13 protein-coding genes, 1 pseudogene and 1 CRISPR repeat array are annotated in these 16,681 nt (G+C 58.4%); of the genes and pseudogenes, 12 read left to right on the forward strand and 2 right to left on the reverse strand.

Translation table 11 applies throughout. From position 1 onward, the window contains the following. Nucleotides 1–70 precede the first annotated feature (70 nt). A CRISPR array of direct repeats spans nucleotides 71–843; the repeat unit is 37 nt; unit sequence CTTTCAACAATTTCGGCTCACGGTAGAGCACTGAAAC. A gap of 397 nt (nucleotides 844–1,240) precedes the next feature. The 6 genes from U9R61_RS12605 (at nucleotide 1,241) to U9R61_RS12630 (ending at nucleotide 7,910) form a co-directional block, all read left to right on the forward strand. Continuing rightward, complete coding sequence (locus tag U9R61_RS12605; protein ID WP_322489170.1) at nucleotides 1,241–2,440, forward strand: MFS transporter; 1,200 nt, start codon at nucleotides 1,241–1,243, stop codon at nucleotides 2,438–2,440. A gap of 123 nt (nucleotides 2,441–2,563) precedes the next feature. Further along, nucleotides 2,564–3,337, forward strand: coding sequence for an inositol monophosphatase family protein (locus tag U9R61_RS12610; RefSeq protein WP_322489171.1), 774 nt, complete (start codon nucleotides 2,564–2,566; stop codon nucleotides 3,335–3,337). Between the two features lie 116 nt (nucleotides 3,338–3,453). Next, complete coding sequence (locus U9R61_RS12615; RefSeq protein WP_322489172.1) at nucleotides 3,454–4,797, forward strand: aspartate aminotransferase family protein; 1,344 nt, start codon at nucleotides 3,454–3,456, stop codon at nucleotides 4,795–4,797. A gap of 65 nt (nucleotides 4,798–4,862) precedes the next feature. Continuing rightward, nucleotides 4,863–5,468: a GNAT family N-acetyltransferase gene (locus U9R61_RS12620; RefSeq protein WP_322489173.1), complete on the forward strand. Its 606-nt coding sequence runs from the start codon at nucleotides 4,863–4,865 to the stop codon at nucleotides 5,466–5,468. A 4-nt stretch (nucleotides 5,469–5,472) separates the two neighbouring features. Further along, nucleotides 5,473–6,438: a magnesium/cobalt transporter CorA gene (corA, locus tag U9R61_RS12625; protein WP_322489174.1), complete on the forward strand. Its 966-nt coding sequence runs from the start codon at nucleotides 5,473–5,475 to the stop codon at nucleotides 6,436–6,438. Further along, a complete protein-coding gene (locus tag U9R61_RS12630) occupies nucleotides 6,429–7,910 on the forward strand; it encodes a nuclease domain-containing protein (protein WP_322489175.1) in 1,482 nt (493 codons plus the stop codon). Before corA ends, U9R61_RS12630 begins: the two co-directional genes overlap by 10 nt. Here U9R61_RS12630 and U9R61_RS12635 read toward each other — a convergent pair. Together U9R61_RS12635 and U9R61_RS12640 are read right to left on the reverse strand one after the other, a co-directional pair. Further along, nucleotides 7,878–8,795, reverse strand: coding sequence for a M48 family metalloprotease (locus U9R61_RS12635; protein ID WP_322489176.1), 918 nt, complete (start codon nucleotides 8,793–8,795; stop codon nucleotides 7,878–7,880). The genes U9R61_RS12630 and U9R61_RS12635 overlap by 33 nt on opposite strands. Before the next feature lie 37 nt (nucleotides 8,796–8,832). Next, nucleotides 8,833–9,975: a hypothetical protein gene (locus tag U9R61_RS12640; RefSeq protein ID WP_322489177.1), complete on the reverse strand. Its 1,143-nt coding sequence runs from the start codon at nucleotides 9,973–9,975 to the stop codon at nucleotides 8,833–8,835. Nucleotides 9,976–10,257: 282 nt separating this feature from the next. Between U9R61_RS12640 and U9R61_RS12645 the strand changes: the two genes are divergently transcribed. The 6 genes and pseudogenes from U9R61_RS12645 (at nucleotide 10,258) to U9R61_RS12670 (ending at nucleotide 16,618) form a co-directional block, all read left to right on the forward strand. Continuing rightward, nucleotides 10,258–12,345 carry an ATP-binding protein gene (locus tag U9R61_RS12645; RefSeq protein WP_322489178.1) on the forward strand — a complete coding sequence of 696 codons (2,088 nt, stop codon included), beginning with the start codon at nucleotides 10,258–10,260 and terminating at the stop codon, nucleotides 12,343–12,345. A 21-nt stretch (nucleotides 12,346–12,366) separates the two neighbouring features. Further along, the gene (locus U9R61_RS12650; RefSeq protein WP_322489179.1) at nucleotides 12,367–12,837 is read left to right on the forward strand and encodes a response regulator; all 471 of its coding nucleotides are present in this window, start codon (nucleotides 12,367–12,369) and stop codon (nucleotides 12,835–12,837) included. 90 nt (nucleotides 12,838–12,927) lie between these two features. After that, complete coding sequence (locus U9R61_RS12655) at nucleotides 12,928–13,029, forward strand: hypothetical protein (protein WP_322489180.1); 102 nt, start codon at nucleotides 12,928–12,930, stop codon at nucleotides 13,027–13,029. 115 nt (nucleotides 13,030–13,144) lie between these two features. Next, a pseudogene (locus U9R61_RS12660) lies at nucleotides 13,145–13,627 on the forward strand (EAL domain-containing protein). A gap of 68 nt (nucleotides 13,628–13,695) precedes the next feature. Next, a complete protein-coding gene (locus U9R61_RS12665; RefSeq protein WP_322489181.1) occupies nucleotides 13,696–14,592 on the forward strand; it encodes an alpha/beta fold hydrolase in 897 nt (298 codons plus the stop codon). Continuing rightward, nucleotides 14,582–16,618 carry a S9 family peptidase gene (locus tag U9R61_RS12670; RefSeq protein ID WP_322489182.1) on the forward strand — a complete coding sequence of 679 codons (2,037 nt, stop codon included), beginning with the start codon at nucleotides 14,582–14,584 and terminating at the stop codon, nucleotides 16,616–16,618. The genes U9R61_RS12665 and U9R61_RS12670 overlap by 11 nt, the downstream gene beginning before the upstream one ends. The last annotated feature ends 63 nt before the right edge of the window (nucleotides 16,619–16,681 follow it).

The raw sequence follows: 16,681 nt of genomic DNA on the forward strand, positions 1-16,681 counted from the left end.
TTCAACAATTTCGGCTCACGGTAGAGCACTGAAACTTGATGGTGTTGAAAGTTCCACGTCGTACCAATTACTTTCAACAATTTCGGCTCACGGTAGAGCACTGAAACCCGTAGTGATTGAGGATGAACCTTCGGCATAGCGCAGCTTTCAACAATTTCGGCTCACGGTAGAGCACTGAAACTATGCGCCTACCGTGAACATTTTTACGTCGCCTGTTTGGTCTTTCAACAATTTCGGCTCACGGTAGAGCACTGAAACGGAATGTTGTCAGGGTGTGGCCAGTGGGTTTACTTCTTTCAACAATTTCGGCTCACGGTAGAGCACTGAAACTCCCAAGGGATGCAAGTAGCGGAACAATGTATTGTCGCTTTCAACAATTTCGGCTCACGGTAGAGCACTGAAACTTCTCGGTCATCAGGAGCGGTCTTGCAACGAGAACCTCTTTCAACAATTTCGGCTCACGGTAGAGCACTGAAACTTGGCTCGGAGACGTTCGTAGAGTGCAATGTCTTGCCTTTCAACAATTTCGGCTCACGGTAGAGCACTGAAACACGAAGTATTGGCATCTTTTAGCACATTCAGTGCTGCTTTCAACAATTTCGGCTCACGGTAGAGCACTGAAACTGGTGTCTTTGTTGGGGTGAGAAACATAATACGTCGCTTTCAACAATTTCGGCTCACGGTAGAGCACTGAAACTGGGTTATCGGTGCCGGTGTGCTGAAGCACAATCATCCTTTCAACAATTTCGGCTCACGGTAGAGCACTGAAACTTCGGGCAAGCTTGAAATGGATCGACTTTTTCTCACTTTCAACAATTTCGGCTCACGGTAGAGCACTGAAACGCGATATTCCCCACCATCGAGAGTGCAATGGTGCATCGCAACGCCATCAACCATATCTACGCTCATACGTTCTGGCCGCCCTTGAACAATGCCACAGGGGCGAGTACTGGCGATGAGTATGGGGCTGCGCTCCCGCGCTATGACATGAGGCAAGCAATGCATGCCATCGGACATCACAATATGGCTGCATGAAATTGTTGGGTTGAGTTTAGGTGTGCTGTTAACCCATAGGCTTCGGGTTTTACTGTTGGTATGGTGCGCAGTGAACGGTGTTTGCCGGATGCTTCAGCCGTTGCGCCGATGTGTTCTTGGTCGTGCTTTGTTATGATGCCGGTGGTACGGGTCGGTTGCAAGCTGCCCGTGCCACCGAATTTTTTTGGCGAAAGGTGTTGTTGGTATGGTTGCTTGGCTGAGTTCAGCGCGCCATCCGCGTTTGGCGCTGGTTGCGCTGGCGTTTGTTGCGTTTGTTGGCTTGGGGATGCCGGATGGGTTGATCGGCGTGGGGTGGCCGTCGCTGCGGGCCGATTTTGCTTTGCCGCTTGATGCGCTCGGCAGTTTGTTGGTGGCTGGTGTGGCGGGCTATACGACGTCGAGTTTTTTCAGCGGGACGCTGCTGGCGCGGTTTGGGGTGGGGCGGATGTTGGTGTTGAGTTGTTTGCTGACCGGGGTGGCGTTGCTGGGGTATACCCTCGTGCCGCTGTGGTGGATGGTGGTGGCGCTGGGGGTGGTGGCCGGCCTTGGCGCTGGCGCGATTGATGCTGGCTTGAATACCTATGTTGCGGCCCATTTTGGCGCGCGCTTGATGCAGTGGCTGCACGCGAGTTGGGGAGTCGGCATTACGTCAGGGCCGTTGCTGATGACGGCGGGTTTGGCGCTCTGGCAGTCGTGGCGGGTGGGGTATTGGACAGTAGGCGTCTTTCAGTTGGTGTTGGCGGTGGGGTTTTTCCTCACGCTGTCGCTGTGGGAGCAGCCGGTGCCTGTGCCGGGTGGGCAGAAGCGGTTGAGCGATTATCAGACGCCGTTAGGGCCGGCTTTGCGCCAACCGGCGGTGTGGGTGAGCGTTGCGCTTTTTGTGCTGTATGTCGGCGCTGAAACAGCGTTGGGGGTGTGGGCTTATACGCTTCTGACCGAGGCGCGTGGGGTTGAACCGGCGTTGGCCGGTGTTGTGACCGGCAGTTATTGGCTGATGTTTACAATTGGCCGGGTTGCTGCCGGGGTGGTGGTGGTGCGTGCCGACCCTGACCGGCTTGTGCGCGGTGGCTTGCTTGGCGCGTTGCTTGGGAGTGCTCTGTTATTGTGGAATCTCGCTCCGATCGTGAACGTGCTAGCGATTGGGTTGATTGGGTTGGCGATCGCGCCGATCTTTCCGGCCTTGATGTCGGGTACGGCGGCGCGCGTTGGCGAACCGTTTGCGGCGCATACGATCGGTATGCAGATGGCGGCGACCGGGGTTGGGATGGCGCTCATCCCGGCTGGGATTGGGGTGTTGGCTGACCGGCTGTCGCTTGAGCTGATTCCGCTCGGTCTGTTGGTGGTGTATGCGGTGTTGTTTGGATGTTATCTGCTTGCGATGCGCCTTGCCACTTCGGATAAATGATGCGCCCTCATTTGGTTGGGCTTGTTGCGTACCGGATAGTTTCAAACGTGCCATATTGGTAGTACAATGAGATAACGCACCGCAGCAGGCGGAGATTGCGGCACCGTACCGGCGGAGGCTCGTGTGGAGATTGATATTGCGCTTGCGCGCGCGTGGGCGCAGCGCGCCGGCGAGCTGCTCTTGCGCTCGTATTTTAATCAGGTGTCGCCGGAGCGTAAGCTCGATAAGAGTCTGGTGACGGCGGCTGATCGCGCGATTGAAGATTGGTTGCGCGAGCAGATTCATGCCCGCTATCCTGATCACGGCGTGATGGGTGAAGAGCGTGAGCCGGTGGGTCTCGACCGTGAGTATGTGTGGGTGATTGATCCGATTGATGGCACGAGTTCGTTCGTTTCGGGCCTGCCGATGTGGGCCGTGTCGATTGGGGTGATCCGGAGCGGGCAGCCGGTGGCCGGTGTGATCTATTTGCCGGTGTTGGGCGATTGTTATTGGGCGCTGGCCGGCGGGAGCGCGTTTTGGAATGAGACTCCGATCCAAGTGGCGCCGCCGCAGCCGTCGAGCCCCAATGACTGGATTGCGATCCCTTCGACCTTCCATCGCGCCTATGCCATCTATTATCCCGGGAAGGTGCGGGTGTTGGGATCGGTGGCGGCGGATTGTTGTTATGTGGCCCGCGGGCAGGCCCAAGCGGCGATTATTGGGCGCGCGAAGGTGTGGGATGTGGCCGCCGGCTGGGTGATTGTACAAGCTGCTGGTGGGGTGGTTTGCCCGTTAGAGGGCGAATTGCCCGATTGGCAGACCTTGCTGCACACCGTGCGGTTGCCGACTCCAGTGGTGATTGGCCATCCGCAGCAGGTGGCGCAGGTCTGCATGTGGGTGAGGCGGATGAAGCCGTGAGCCAGTAGATGGGCTGTGAGGAGCGGGTGAGTTGGCAGCGCGGCGCAAGCCGCGCTTTTTGTTATAATGGTGGGCATCGAAGCGCTTGTTGATGCCAATGCACAAAGGAGTGTTCTATGACTGTGCCTGCCGTGCGCCATATTCGTCTTGTCACCGAAATTCCCGGCCCGCGTTCGCGTGAGTTGCTGGCCCGGCGCGATGCTGCCGTGGTAGCTGGTTTGGGCCGGGCGACGCCGATTGCGATTGCTTCTGGTCACGGCGCGCTGGTGACGGATGTTGACGGCAATACTCTGATCGATTTTGTCAGCGGGATCGGTACCTTGGCGGTCGGCCATTGCCCGCCGGAGGTGGTGAGCGCAATTCAGTCGCAGGCCGAGCAGTTGATCCACTTGTCGGCGCTAGTTGGCACCTACGAACCGTATGTCGCCTTGTGCGAGCGGCTGAATGCGTTAGCCCCGATTAGCGAGCCGTGCAAGACGTTGCTGGCCAATTCGGGCGCGGAAGGGGTTGAGAATGCGATTAAGTTTGCCCGCGCCGCAACTGGCCGTCCGGCGATTATTGTCTTCGATGGCGCCTATCACGGGCGCACGCTGTTGACCCTCTCGCTGACCTCGCGCACCTATTTTAAGAAGAAGTTTGGCCCCTTTGCTCCCGAAATCTACCGTGCCCCTTTCCCGTATGCCTACCGTATGGGTGTGAGCGAGGAAGAGGCGGTCGAGCAGTGTTGGGCGGCGTTCGAGTGCATGCAGATCGCGGGGGTTGACCCCGAAACGGTGGCGGCGGTCTTGATCGAGCCGGTGCAGGGTGAGGGTGGCTTTATCCCGGTGCCGGTGGAGTTTATGCGTCGCCTGCGCCAATTCTGTGATCGCAACGGTTCGTTGCTGATCGTCGATGAGGTGCAGAGTGGCTTTGGCCGCACCGGTACCCTGTTTGCGATTGAGCAGTTTGGCGTTGAGCCGGATATCATCGTCGCCGCGAAGAGTATTGCTGCCGGGATGCCGCTGGCGGCGACCATTGGGCGAGCACGGGTGATGGATAAGGCCCATTATGGCGGGGTAGGCGGCACGTACGGCGGTAATCCGCTGGCCTGTGTGGCGGCGTTGGCGACGATTGATATCATCGAGCGCGAGCGGCTGCTGGATCGGGTCAAGGCGATCGGCCAGCAGATCCGCGCTCGTTTTGAGCCATTGCTGGCTGATGACTCGCTCGATCCGCTGGTCGGTGATGTGCGTGGTATGGGGGCGATGATCGGGATCGAGCTGGTGAAGGATCGGCGCAAGCGCACGCCGGCTACTGCCGAAGAGGTGCTGGCAATCTTGGGCCGCGCGCTCGAACGCGGGGTGCTGGCGATGCGGGCCGGTTTGTATGTGAACTGCATTCGCTTGCTGGTGCCGCTGGTGATTACCGATGACCAGCTCGATGAAGGGCTTGAGGTGTTGATCGGCGCGATGCGCGGGTAGCACGTATACGTGAGGGCGCATCACGATGCGCTCTCACATACTAATGTTTCTGCACAAGGATTGCTATGCCTATTACCGTTGTCCAAACCCAACCCGAACACATCCCGCAGTTGGTGATTCACCAGCGAATCTGTTTTCCGACCCTCGACCCGGAAGATCACTTTAGCGCCGAGAATTTTGCCGCTCATTTGCACCTCTTTCCCGAAGGCCAGCATGTGGCACTTGATGGCGATCGCGTGGTTGGTCAAAGCAGCACCTTCCGCATCAGCGGCGAAAAGGTGTTTTGCCAGCATACCTTTGAAGAGATTGTCGATCACGGCAATTTCGGCCATCACGATCCCAATGGCGAGTGGTTGTACGGCGCTGATATGAGCGTTCACCCCGATTACCGCGGGCGCGGCATGAGCCGGATGCTCTACGATGCGCGCAAGGCGTTGATCCGCCGGCTGGGAATGCGGGGCATGGTTGCCGGCGGGATGTTGCCCGGTTACGCGGCGTATCGCGACCAGATGCCGGTTGAAGAGTATGTGGCCGCTGTGGTGGCGGGCCGGTTGAGCGATCCGACGCTGACGCCGCAATTGCGCAGCGGCTTTACCGTGCAGGGTATTCTCTACGATCATATCTGCGACGCGCTGGTGCCCCATGCGGCGTTGATTGTGTGGGAAGCATAGCGGTATGGTTTCGCTCAATGTCTTTCACCGCCAGAGCGTGCAACCAGTCACCGATCTCGATCAGATCAGCGACTTGCTCTTGCAGCCGCGCACCTTAATCTGGCTTGATCTTGAGCAACCGTCTCCGGCTGACATAGCCTTGTTGCGCGAGGAGTTCGGTTTTCATCCGCTCGCGATTGAAGACGCTTTGCAAGAGCACGAACGGCCCAAGATCGAGACCTATCCCGGTTATTATCTGATCATTTTCTACAGCGTAGAATACGCTGCTGACGCGCGTGAATTGCGCTTGTTGCCGGTCACGCTGTTCGTCGGCGCAAACTATCTGGTCAGCATCCGGCCCGGCCTGGTGCGCCACGTCCAGCAGACGCTGGCCCGCTGGCAGACGAATAGCCACGTGCCCGGCTATCAGGTGAGTAGCGTGCTCTATGCGCTAATCGATGCCATTGTTGATGACTACTTTGTCGTGCTTGACCAGATCGGCGAGCAGATCGAGGAAGTCGAGGAAGCGATCTTTCAACGGGGCCGCCAAGAGGTCGCCAGCGAGATTTTCACGCTCAAGAAAGATTTGCTCTTCTTCCGTCGGATTGTTGCCCCCGAACGCGATGTGCTTAATGTCTTGCTGCGCCAAGAAGTGCGTATCTTCCAACCCCGCGAATTGGCCTACGTGCGCGATGTCTACGATCATCTGGTGCGTGTGACCGAATCGATTGACCTCTACCGCGATTTGCTATCGAGTGCGCTCGATAGCTATCTGTCGCTCCAAGGCAATCAGCTCAACCAGTTGGTGAAGGTGTTGACCCTCTGGTCAATTATTCTGATGGCCTGCTCACTGGTAGCAGGAATATACGGCATGAATTTCGCACTTATGCCTGAGCTTGAGCAACCGTGGGGCTATCCCTTTGCCTTGGGGTTGATGGCGACAATTGCGCTCAGTCTGGCGATCTATTTCAAGCGGAGGAAATGGTGGTAGCCGGGCCGGTCTTGTTGCTCGATGGCGCACCTGCGGTCACGCCAACGGTGATCGAGCGGAGCGTCGCTGAGTGGTCGTGTGCGGTGCCGGCAGGAGCGACGGCGCAGTTGGTGATTGGCGACGAATCGCTCGAACCGTTTCTCCGACCCGGCGACTCGCTGTGGCGCTGGCGCTGGCAAGCGCCGGCAGCCGCTGGAACGTATCCGGTCTGTTTGACCATCACCGCAGTGACGCAGGTTACGGAATGGCACGGCATCGTGCAAGTCGCTCCTTCCCTGCTCGATGCGCGCCGCTACGCCGCTTTGCTGGCCGATCTGGCCGAATTGGCGCCGGCGCTGGCCCATGCCCTGAGCGGTGGCCGCCACCCTGCCGGCAGCGGTGACGCCGGCCAGCCTGATCGGGCGGCGCTGCTGGCGCTCTTGACCGGCCCGTTGACCCAACGCCTACTCGCCGCCGTAGAACGGTTAGCACACAAACCTCCCCAGCGCCGGCGGCAATGGGAAGGGCCGCGCGAATTGGGGGCGCTCCGCGAACGGCCCGATCCAGCCCGCTGGCGGCTTGCGTCCGATGCTGCGCCGCTGCCACCCACTGGTTGGCCCGATCGGGTCTGGGTGCAGGCGAGCCGGCCTGATCCGCTTGAGCGTAGCCGGTACGTGGCTGCGCAGTTGCTTGACCGTCTGATCGCGAGCGGGCAAGCGCTGCTGGTGACGCCGTTGCCCGCCGAGGCACGGACGCGATTGGCGATGGTGATCGGGAGGCTGCGTGCAGTGCGTGCGAGACTTGACGTAACTATTCAGTCGTTAGTTGGACTTCCGGCGTGGCGGCCACGCAGCCGCGATGAGCGGATTGTCGCGGCGTACCGGCGGCTAATGCGGCGCCGGTTGGGGGTGGGGTGGGAGCCGGAACTGCTCGCGATACCGGTGCGCGAGGCGGCCCGCCTCTACGAGACGTGGTGCGCGGCGCGCGTTTCGGTTGACCTGCTGTCACTCGACGACTGGCAGGTGCGTGAGCAGGCTCTCCTTGCCGGGCAGACAGCGCAATTGACGGCGCAGCAGCCTTTGCTCGTGCTAGCGCATCCTGCGGGTGCGACGGTGGCATTACGCTATCAGCCGCGCTACACGCCGAATAGCCAACCGTTCCGCTCACTCGACGATCGGGTGCGTGTGCCGGATGTGTCAATTGAGATCACCCATCCGCGGCGCGCGCCGGGGTTGATTGTGCTCGACGCCAAATACCGCAGCGAGGAAGGTGCGCTGCCGGCCAGCGCCATTGATGAGGGGTACAGTTATCTGGCCGGAATAGGCCGTCATGACGGCAGCCGCGCGGTCGGTGCGCTGGCGTTGTTGTTCCCCGGCGCCAGCACACCGGTGTCATATGCGAGCGGTTTAACGGCGTTGCCGTTATTGCCGGGCGAGCAGGTGGATGAATTAACTGCTTGGCTACGAGATCGCATACTCGACGCCATCATCTGAAAGATGTGGCAGATACGGCTGCAAGGCGGCTAACCGCTCTTCTACCGGCGGATGGAAAGAAGCTTGATTCCATGGCAGATTCATCTCGTCGAGCTGGGATTGGCGCAGGAAGAGGGTTAAGGCACAGGCAAACCCGTGCTGCGCGGCGTACCGATCGGCGGCCAATTCGCGCCGGCGAATGTAGGAGCGCCACAACGGTACGGTAGCTACAATACCGATCCCACCAACGAGCGCGATAACCATCCACACAACAATGCGCTGGATAAACTGGTTGAGCCGGGTAGGAATGGTGATTTCTATCCGCAGCACGATATAGCTAATCGCACTAAGCAGGCGTTCGATAGGGTTGAGCAAGCTCCCGATCAAGCCAATCAGGCGCATAGTGAATGCCACAACTAACCAACCGCCGGGAATCGTCAGCCGGTGCAGCGCCAGCGCGAGTCGACCGTCATTGCTATGGTAGTGGCCCATTTCGTGGGCAAGCACGGCGATAAGATGCGGACTAGCGTACAGATCGCGGTGCAAGTAGAGGGTATGGCCAATCACACTGGCATTGAGGTCAGGTTGATCGACCGTGTAGACGAAGCGAGGCGGGGTGATGCCGCGGTTGGTAAGCGTGCGGAATGCCTTTGCAAGGATCGCTTGCTCGGTGATGGTTGGCGCGCGCCCGCGCACTTTCCAGCGCATAATCCAGTTGCCTCCCGGCGGGCCAACCCACGCCAGCAACGAATAGCACGGCGGCCCCACGGCGCCAATGATCGCCAAGGTGTGAACAGCGCTGTCGCTTAAGAATGGCGAACCAGCCCAAACAATAGCCCAATAGCGCAACCCGACGCCGGCCATCTCAAGGGTGAACGTCAGGTTATAGCGTATGATCCCCCCCATAACGCCGCCCTATCGATTGGTCACGAGATGATGGTGGCTACCCCTGCGGCAGCATTGGCCCCCACATCAACCAACTCACCCCACGCTCGGTTTGCGGTAGGTCAACCGCCGGACGATCGCCAATCGGATACCAACGTAATGCCGTTCCGGTCTCGGTACGCACCAAGGCCACAATACCGCTTGCATCAGGCGCCCAGCGGATGATCAGCGGCGTTTCGCGAAACGGTGGGCGCAGCTTGGTGAGCGTACCGTCAGGCGACTGGCGGGTGAGCGTAAAGGTAAATCCGTCGCTCACCCGCTCAACCGCGACAAAGAGCAGGTCTGGCCCACTGCGAAATGGTGCGCGGGCAAGAATACCACCGGCGCTGAGACGGTTCGCCTGCATCGTCTGCACATTAACTTGCCACACGCCGGGGCCTTCCGGCGGACCAACTAACATGAGGGCCGTCCGGTTGTCGCCAAGCCACAATGCCTCGCCACACCAGCCATACATCCCATCAGGGACAGTTGGCCGGCGTAACTCCTCAGTCTGTGGTTGCCAAAACACAAGTTCGCAATCATCGTAGAACTTGGCAGACGACGCAACTAACAACGTATCGCCTGCCGGATCCCAGAGGAACGGGGCATAACTACGAATAGCACGGCTGGGATTCAGCGGATCATCAACCGGATCATCGGCGCGCACCAGTTCAAGGTCGCCGCCAGTGGCCGGCAGCCGGTACAGACCGTCGGGGAGATCGCGCACCTCGCGGTTGTTTTGGAAGCGGAGATAGATAAATTGCGCATCGGGCGACCAGCGCACGGCGCTGAGTTGATGCCCTTCCGCAAAGTAAATCACCTGTGGATTGTTGCCGTCAAGCGCGGTGCGCACTAAGCGGTCGCCTTTCGCAGCGCCAACCACATAGACCAAGCCGGCCATCGGATGCAGATCCATATCACTGATCGGAGGAATGCCCTCCATCTCAATGCGCTCGCGGGTAAGCTGGCGGCGGGTTGCGCCATCGGTCTCGATCCGGGCAATCTGGCCGCGATCAAGAACGTAGAGCTGCGCCGGCAAGAGCCGTGCGCCGGGGGTGGGCTGGACAGTTTCAGGAACTGGTGATGGTGTGGGTAACGCGGGCGCTGTGCTACACGAGGCAAGCACGATGCTGAATAACACGCTCCAAAGTACATGTTGCATAGTGATCCTACGGTTAAAGGATGCCTGAGGCAAGGATCGTCTCACGAATGATGCGCGGACTAGATTTGGTAATAACCATTGTGTATAGTGGAAGCAGCCATTTCGTCTATACTATTTGATGCTCATGTGATACAGCATTTACCGTGATCGTGCGTCAGCCGGATAGTTCACACTCAAGCATAGTATACGCTATCTTTCGCATGCGCGATGAGATCTGTCTGCACTAATGGCCGGATATAGGACGGAATTCGTTCGTAGCGGTTTTGACGTCAAGCAAGGGATATGAACCTCCGCCAGCTTCTTTCAACCTTTTGGCCGGCTGGCCAGCAGCTCAATCAACTCTTTGCCGATGATCGACAGCGATTGGCGATCTTTCTATTGCCTGTTTTTAGCTTTCTGGCTGTGATAGCGGGCGGTTTCGCGCTCATCGCTCCTTGGCTGTACCCAACGCCACAGATCCCGTTGGCTGCTGCGATCATTATGACCGCAGTGTTTGGCGGCGGGGCTTGGCTTGTGCAGCGTGGCGCCATTCACCTCGCGGGTGGGATGGTCTGTGGCGTGCTTTGGTTGGTGATCACGGTGGCGGTATTGTTTACTGGCGGTGTGCGTAGCTCGGCGATTTTACATTATGTGATTGTCGTGCTCTTAGCCGGGCTGAGCTTTGGCCGGAAGGGTGCCATTGCGGCAGTTGCCGCCAACAGTCTGACGATCAGCGCGCTTTGGGTTTGGGAAGCAGCCGGATGGCTGCCGCCGGGATCCTTGCTCACTACACCGTTGACCTATGCATTAATGGTATTGGCCATCTTGGCGCTGACGGGTGTGATACTCGTCATCGTCGATATTCAGCTTTCGGCGGCATTTTCGGCGGCCCAAATGGAGATTACCGAACGCACACGGGCCGAACAACGCTTGCGGCTCGCGTTGTTGGCGGCGCGCGCCGGCGCGTGGGAATGGGAAGCCGCTACGCGCACCATGCGCTGGTCGCCGGAAAATTACCCGTTGCTGGGGCTACATCCCGATCGTGATAAGCTGACGCTTCGCCGCTGGCGTGAGCAAGTATATGCTGACGATCGCGCTGCCTTACAAGCGGCGATTGATCATTCAATCAAAGAACATGCTGACTTCGATGTTGAATTCCGGGTTGTATTACCTGATGGCTCGCTACGCTGGTTGCGCGGCATTGGCCAACCGGTGATCGATGCTGAGGGTGCGCTGCACGGGATGTATGGGTTGCAAATTGATATCACTGCTCGCAAGACGATTGAAGCCGAACTGCGGCGGAGCGAACTGTATTATCGCAGTCTCGTCAATGATCTGCCAGCGATGGTCTGCCGCTTTCAACCCGATGGCACGCTCACTTTTGTCAATGATCTCTACTGCCAGACCTTTCAGCGCACCCGTGATGAACTGATTGGTTTCAACTTCTATGAACTCATTCCCCCTCCCCAACGCGCGTTGGTGGCGGAAGGAATTGCCAAGCTCAGCCCAACCCAGCCGGTGATGGAGCAAGAACACGAAGTATTGCATCCTGATGGCTCGATCGGCTGGCAACACTGGGTCAATCGTTTGCTGCTCGATGATCAGGGGCAACCGGTTGAGTATCAGGCGTTGGGAATGGATATTACGGCGCGCAAGCGGGCCGAACTTGAGCGTGAGCGGCTCATTGCCGAACTTGAAGCACGCAATGCCGAGTTAGAGCAGTTTACGTATACGGTTTCGCACGATTTGAAAAGCCCGCTGATCACGATTAAAGGCTTTGCCAGTTATATCGAGCGCGATCTCGCGACTGGCAAGATCGAACGCATCCCATCTGATTTACAACGCATTATTGCAGCGGCGGATCGGATGTACCAATTGCTCGAAGATCTCTTGCATCTCTCGCGCGCTGGCCGGCAAATCAATCCGCCGGAACGGATCGGGCTTGGGTTGCTGATTAGCGAAGCGGCAGCCGGGGTGAGCGGGCGGTTGGCGGAACGCAATGTTTACTTGCATCTGCCGCCGAATTTGCCGGAAATCTACGGCGATCGCACCCGTCTGCGCGAAGTGTTTCAGAACTTGATCGATAACGCGGCCAAATTCATGGGTGATCAACCATCGCCGCAGATCTGGATCGAAGCGCGCGCTGCTGATGACCCTCAGTTTGTGCTGGTCAGTGTGCGCGATAATGGGGTTGGCATCGATCCTCGCCACACCCAACGGATTTTTGGCCTCTTTGAGCGGCTTGACCAGCGGGTGGAAGGCACCGGCATCGGGTTGACGCTCGTGCGCCGGATTGTGGAAGCGCACGGTGGTAAGATATGGGTAGAGTCAGAGGGATTGGGGAGAGGTTCGACGTTTTATCTGACGTTGCCAACGGCGTTGCCAACCTAAGCGCCTGCAGAGAGGATAGATATGAAAACAAGCATTGAACCGGCTATCATTCTGCTCGTCGAAGATAACCCTGACCATACTGAGTTGATTATCCGGACATTGAACGATCATCGGATTCCGAACCGGATCATCCATGTCAACGATGGCGAATCGGCGCTCGATTATCTCTGGCGGCGCGCCCAATTCGCCGATCCGGCTACCAGTCCCCAACCGCATATTGTGCTGCTCGATCTGCAACTGCCGCGGCTGAGTGGCTTAGAGGTGTTGCAAGAGATTAAGATCAGCGCCGAGACGCGCCATATTCCCGTTGTGGTCGTGACCACCTCGAGCGCCGATCGTGATCTGCAGGCTGCCTATCAGCGCTACGCGAATAGCTATTTAGTCAAGCCGGTGGATTTTCAACAGTTCACGCGGATGTTGCACGATCTCGGCGATTACTGGTTAGACTGGAATCAGACGCTCGGTGATCGGTATAATGTCTCTACACCCTAGTCGTTAACCATCATCAGCATACTATCTATCCGGTTCAACCCCATATCGGGGGTCTATTACCAGCCAATTATTGACATTAGTTCAGGTGTCTTGGTTGGATTTGAAGCATTGGTGCGGTGGGAACATCCCACTCGCGGCATATTGCCTCTGGCGGCATTTCTGGAATGTGGCCGAGGAAGCTGGGCTAAATGATGCCATTGGCTGGCAGGTGCTCGAACACGTGTGCCGGCAATTGGCCGAATGACGCAGGACGTTGCCCCAAGCGATGACTTTATCAGTCATCGTCAACTTATCGGCGCGCCAGTTTATGTTGCCCGCTCTGTATGTACGCATTGTCCAATTGCTGGAACAATACCGGCTGCCGCCATCTGCGCTCAAGCTCGAATTGACCGAAAGCGCCTTGATGGAGTACAGCCGCGATGCGGCGGCGGTGTTGATGCGCTTGCGCGAGTATAGCATTCAGATTGCGATTGATGATTTTGGCGTGGGCTATTCGTCGTTGAGTTATCTGGTGCAATTGCCGATTGACCAGATCAAGATTGATCGCAACTTTATCGTCCAACTCGAACAGGCGCAGCAGTCGTAGTCTATCGTCGGCGCGATCGTGAATTTAGCCCGCAGTCTTAATCTCGAAGTGGTCGCCGCGGGCTTAGAAACCACCGGCCAAATTGAGCGTATGCGCGCGGTCGGATGCCAGTATGACCAAGGCTATTTGATCGGCTATCCATTGCCGGCTGATGATGCCATGCAGGTATTGATCAATCGTACAACGTTTCATCCCCCGGCCTAACACACAACCGCTATTCGGTGTATACTCTCAGAGAGTTGTTGTGCGTCCAGCCGAGGAGCCGGCGTTGTATGCAGATCAATGGCGCCATTGCCCAGTCGCCTATCCGTACCCTTTTCCCGTTTGCTCTTGGCGAATATGCATTGCCCGCCGGGGTGTTGCGCTTCGTTGACGAAGGCGCTGGCCCGCCGGTCGTGATGCTTCACGGTAATCCCACATGGTCGTTCTTTTACCGGCGGTTGATCGCGGCCTTACGTGGGCAACGCCGGGTCATCGCGCTTGACCACCTCGGTTGCGGGTTGTCGGATAAGCCGCAACAGTACGACTATTGCCTCGCCAACCATATTGCCAATCTCGAACAATTGTTGGCTCATCTCAAGCTGGGGCCGGTCGATCTGGTCGTTCACGATTGGGGTGGCGCAATCGGGATGGGGTGGGCCGTGCGCCATCCCGAGCTGGTGCGGCGGATCGTGCTGCTCAATACGGCTGCGTTCCTCTCGCCGCATATTCCGCTGCGGATTGCCGCCGGTAAGACGCCGAAGATTGGCGAGTGGGCGATTCGCCAGCTCAATGCCTTTGCCCTTGCCGCTACGTTCATGACGGTGGTGCGGCCATTGCCGCCGGAAGTGCGCGCGGGCTATCTCTGGCCGTATCAGACCCCGACTGACCGGATTGCGATTGCCCGCTTTGTACAGGATATTCCGCTGCATCCGGTTCACCCCACATGGCCGGTGGTTGATGCGATTGATCGCGAACTGGTTGGGTTGCGCGCCAAGCCGGTGCGCATCGTGTGGGGCGGGCGCGATTGGTGTTTTGATGACCGGTTTTTGGCCGGCTGGTTGGCCCGCTTCCCGCACGCTGAACTCACCCGGCTCGATGACGCCGGCCATTATGTGTTGGAAGATGCCTCCGCCGAGATGATTGGACGGTTGGCAACGTGGTTATTGGAGGAACCTCATGAGCGTTGAACCGATCAACCCGCCGGTTGCCGAGCGGAAACCGGTGGTGATCCAGCTCCATGGCGATGAAATCGTCGATGAGTTTGCGTGGCTCGAGAATCGCGACGACCCGTCGGTGATCGCCTACCTCGAAGCCGAGAATGCCTACGCCGAAGCGGTGATGGCTCCGGCGGCAGCGTTGCGCGCGCGGCTTTACGCCGAGATGCGGGGACGGATCAAAGAGGATGACCGTTCGGTGCCGGCGCCGCGTGGCCGCTACCGCTACTATTCGCGCACTGAAACTGGTGCGGAGTACCCGCTGATGTGCCGGACGGAAGGCGATGACGGGCCGGAAGAGGTGTTGCTCGATCTGAATGTGTTCGCAATCGGGCATGCTTTTTGCCGGCTCGGTCCCTACGAGCCGTCGCCGAATCAGCAACTGCTTGCCTATGGTCTTGATACCACCGGTTCGATCATCTTCACCCTATTCGTTAAAGATCTCGCTACCGGCGCGCTGCTCGATGCGCCGATCGAGCAGGTTGATGATGTGGCATGGGCCGATGATCAGACCCTCTTTTATACTGTGTTCGATCATGCCCATCGCGCCTACCGGCTGTACCGCCACGTGTTAGGTACGTCTCCCAGTGAAGACGCACTGATCTATGAAGAGACCGACGAGCGGTTTAGCCTCAGTCTCCGCCGCACCCGCTCTGGCGCGTACCTGTTGTTGACCTGCTTTAGCCATGGCGGTACCGAGGTGCGCTACTTGCCCACTGCCACCCCCTTCGCTGAGTGGCGCGTGATCTATCCGCGCCGGCCCAAGGTTGACTATTTTGTCGATCACCATGGCGATTATTTCTACATCCGCACCAACGACGGCGCCGAAAACTTCCGTTTACTGCAAGCGCCGGTGTCTGATCCAAGCGTAGCCGTCGAGCTGTTGCCGGGCCGTGACGACACGCTGATCGATCATCTCGACTGTTTCGCTGACTATCTGGTGGTCTACGAGCGACGGGCCGGCTTGCGCCACATCCGGATCAGCGCGACTGATGGTAGCGATCCGCGGTATATCGCTTTCCCTGAGCCGGTCTATACCTGCTGGCCGCACGTGAACGATGAATTTGCCACCAGCCGTTTGCGACTGAACTACAGCTCGCTGGTAACGCCGGCTTCGGTAGTGGAATACGATATGGCGAACGGCGCTTGGTGTGTGCTCAAACAGGAAGAGATTCCGTCCGGCTACGATCCATCGCTGTACGTGAGCGAGCGATTGGCGGCAACGGCCCCTGATGGGGCGCAGGTGCCGATTTCGATCGTCTACCGGCGCGATCGGCCCCGTAACAGCGGCCCGTGCTTGTTGGTCGGCTATGGCGCGTATGGCTACAGCTACGATCCCTCGTTCGACAGCAAACGACTGAGCCTACTCGACCGCGGGTTTGCGGTGGCGATTGCCCATATTCGCGGCGGTCAAGAGCTGGGCCGGCAGTGGTACGAGCAGGGCCGGATGTTCCACAAGCCCAATACGTTCAGCGACTTTATCGCGTGCGCCGAGTATTTGATCACCGAGGGTTACACCGCGCCGCGCCAACTGGCGATCAGTGGCCGCAGCGCCGGCGGCTTGTTGATGAGTGTGGTGGTCAATGCCCGGCCCGACCTGTTTCAGGCCGTGGTGGCCGGTGTGCCGTTTACCAATGTTGTGATCGCAATGCTCAAGTCTGATCTGCCGCTGACCGTCACCGAATGGGAGCAGTGGGGCAACCCGGCGATCGAGGCCGAATACCGGCTGATGCGCTCCTACGACCCGTATCTCAATCTCAAGCCGGGGCCGTACCCGCACATTCTGGCGACCGCCGGCTTGTACGACCTACAGGTGCCCTATTGGGATCCGGCCAAGTGGGTGGCCAAGCTGCGCACCGTCAAAACGAATGATACAATGTTGCTCTTGCGCACCAACTTGCAAGCCGGACACGGCGGCCATTCGGGCCGCTTTGCTCGGCTGGAGGAGTTTGCATGGGAATATGCGTTTATCTTGACCGCGTTGGGGATCGCGGAGTAGCATTCGGTGGGCAGGCAGCGGTGTGTTGCCCTGCCTGCACAGTGATTCTTAGCATTGTTCCGT

Origin of the sequence: Chloroflexus sp. (assembly GCF_034431535.1) — a bacterium.
GTDB lineage: Bacteria > Chloroflexota > Chloroflexia > Chloroflexales > Chloroflexaceae > Chloroflexus.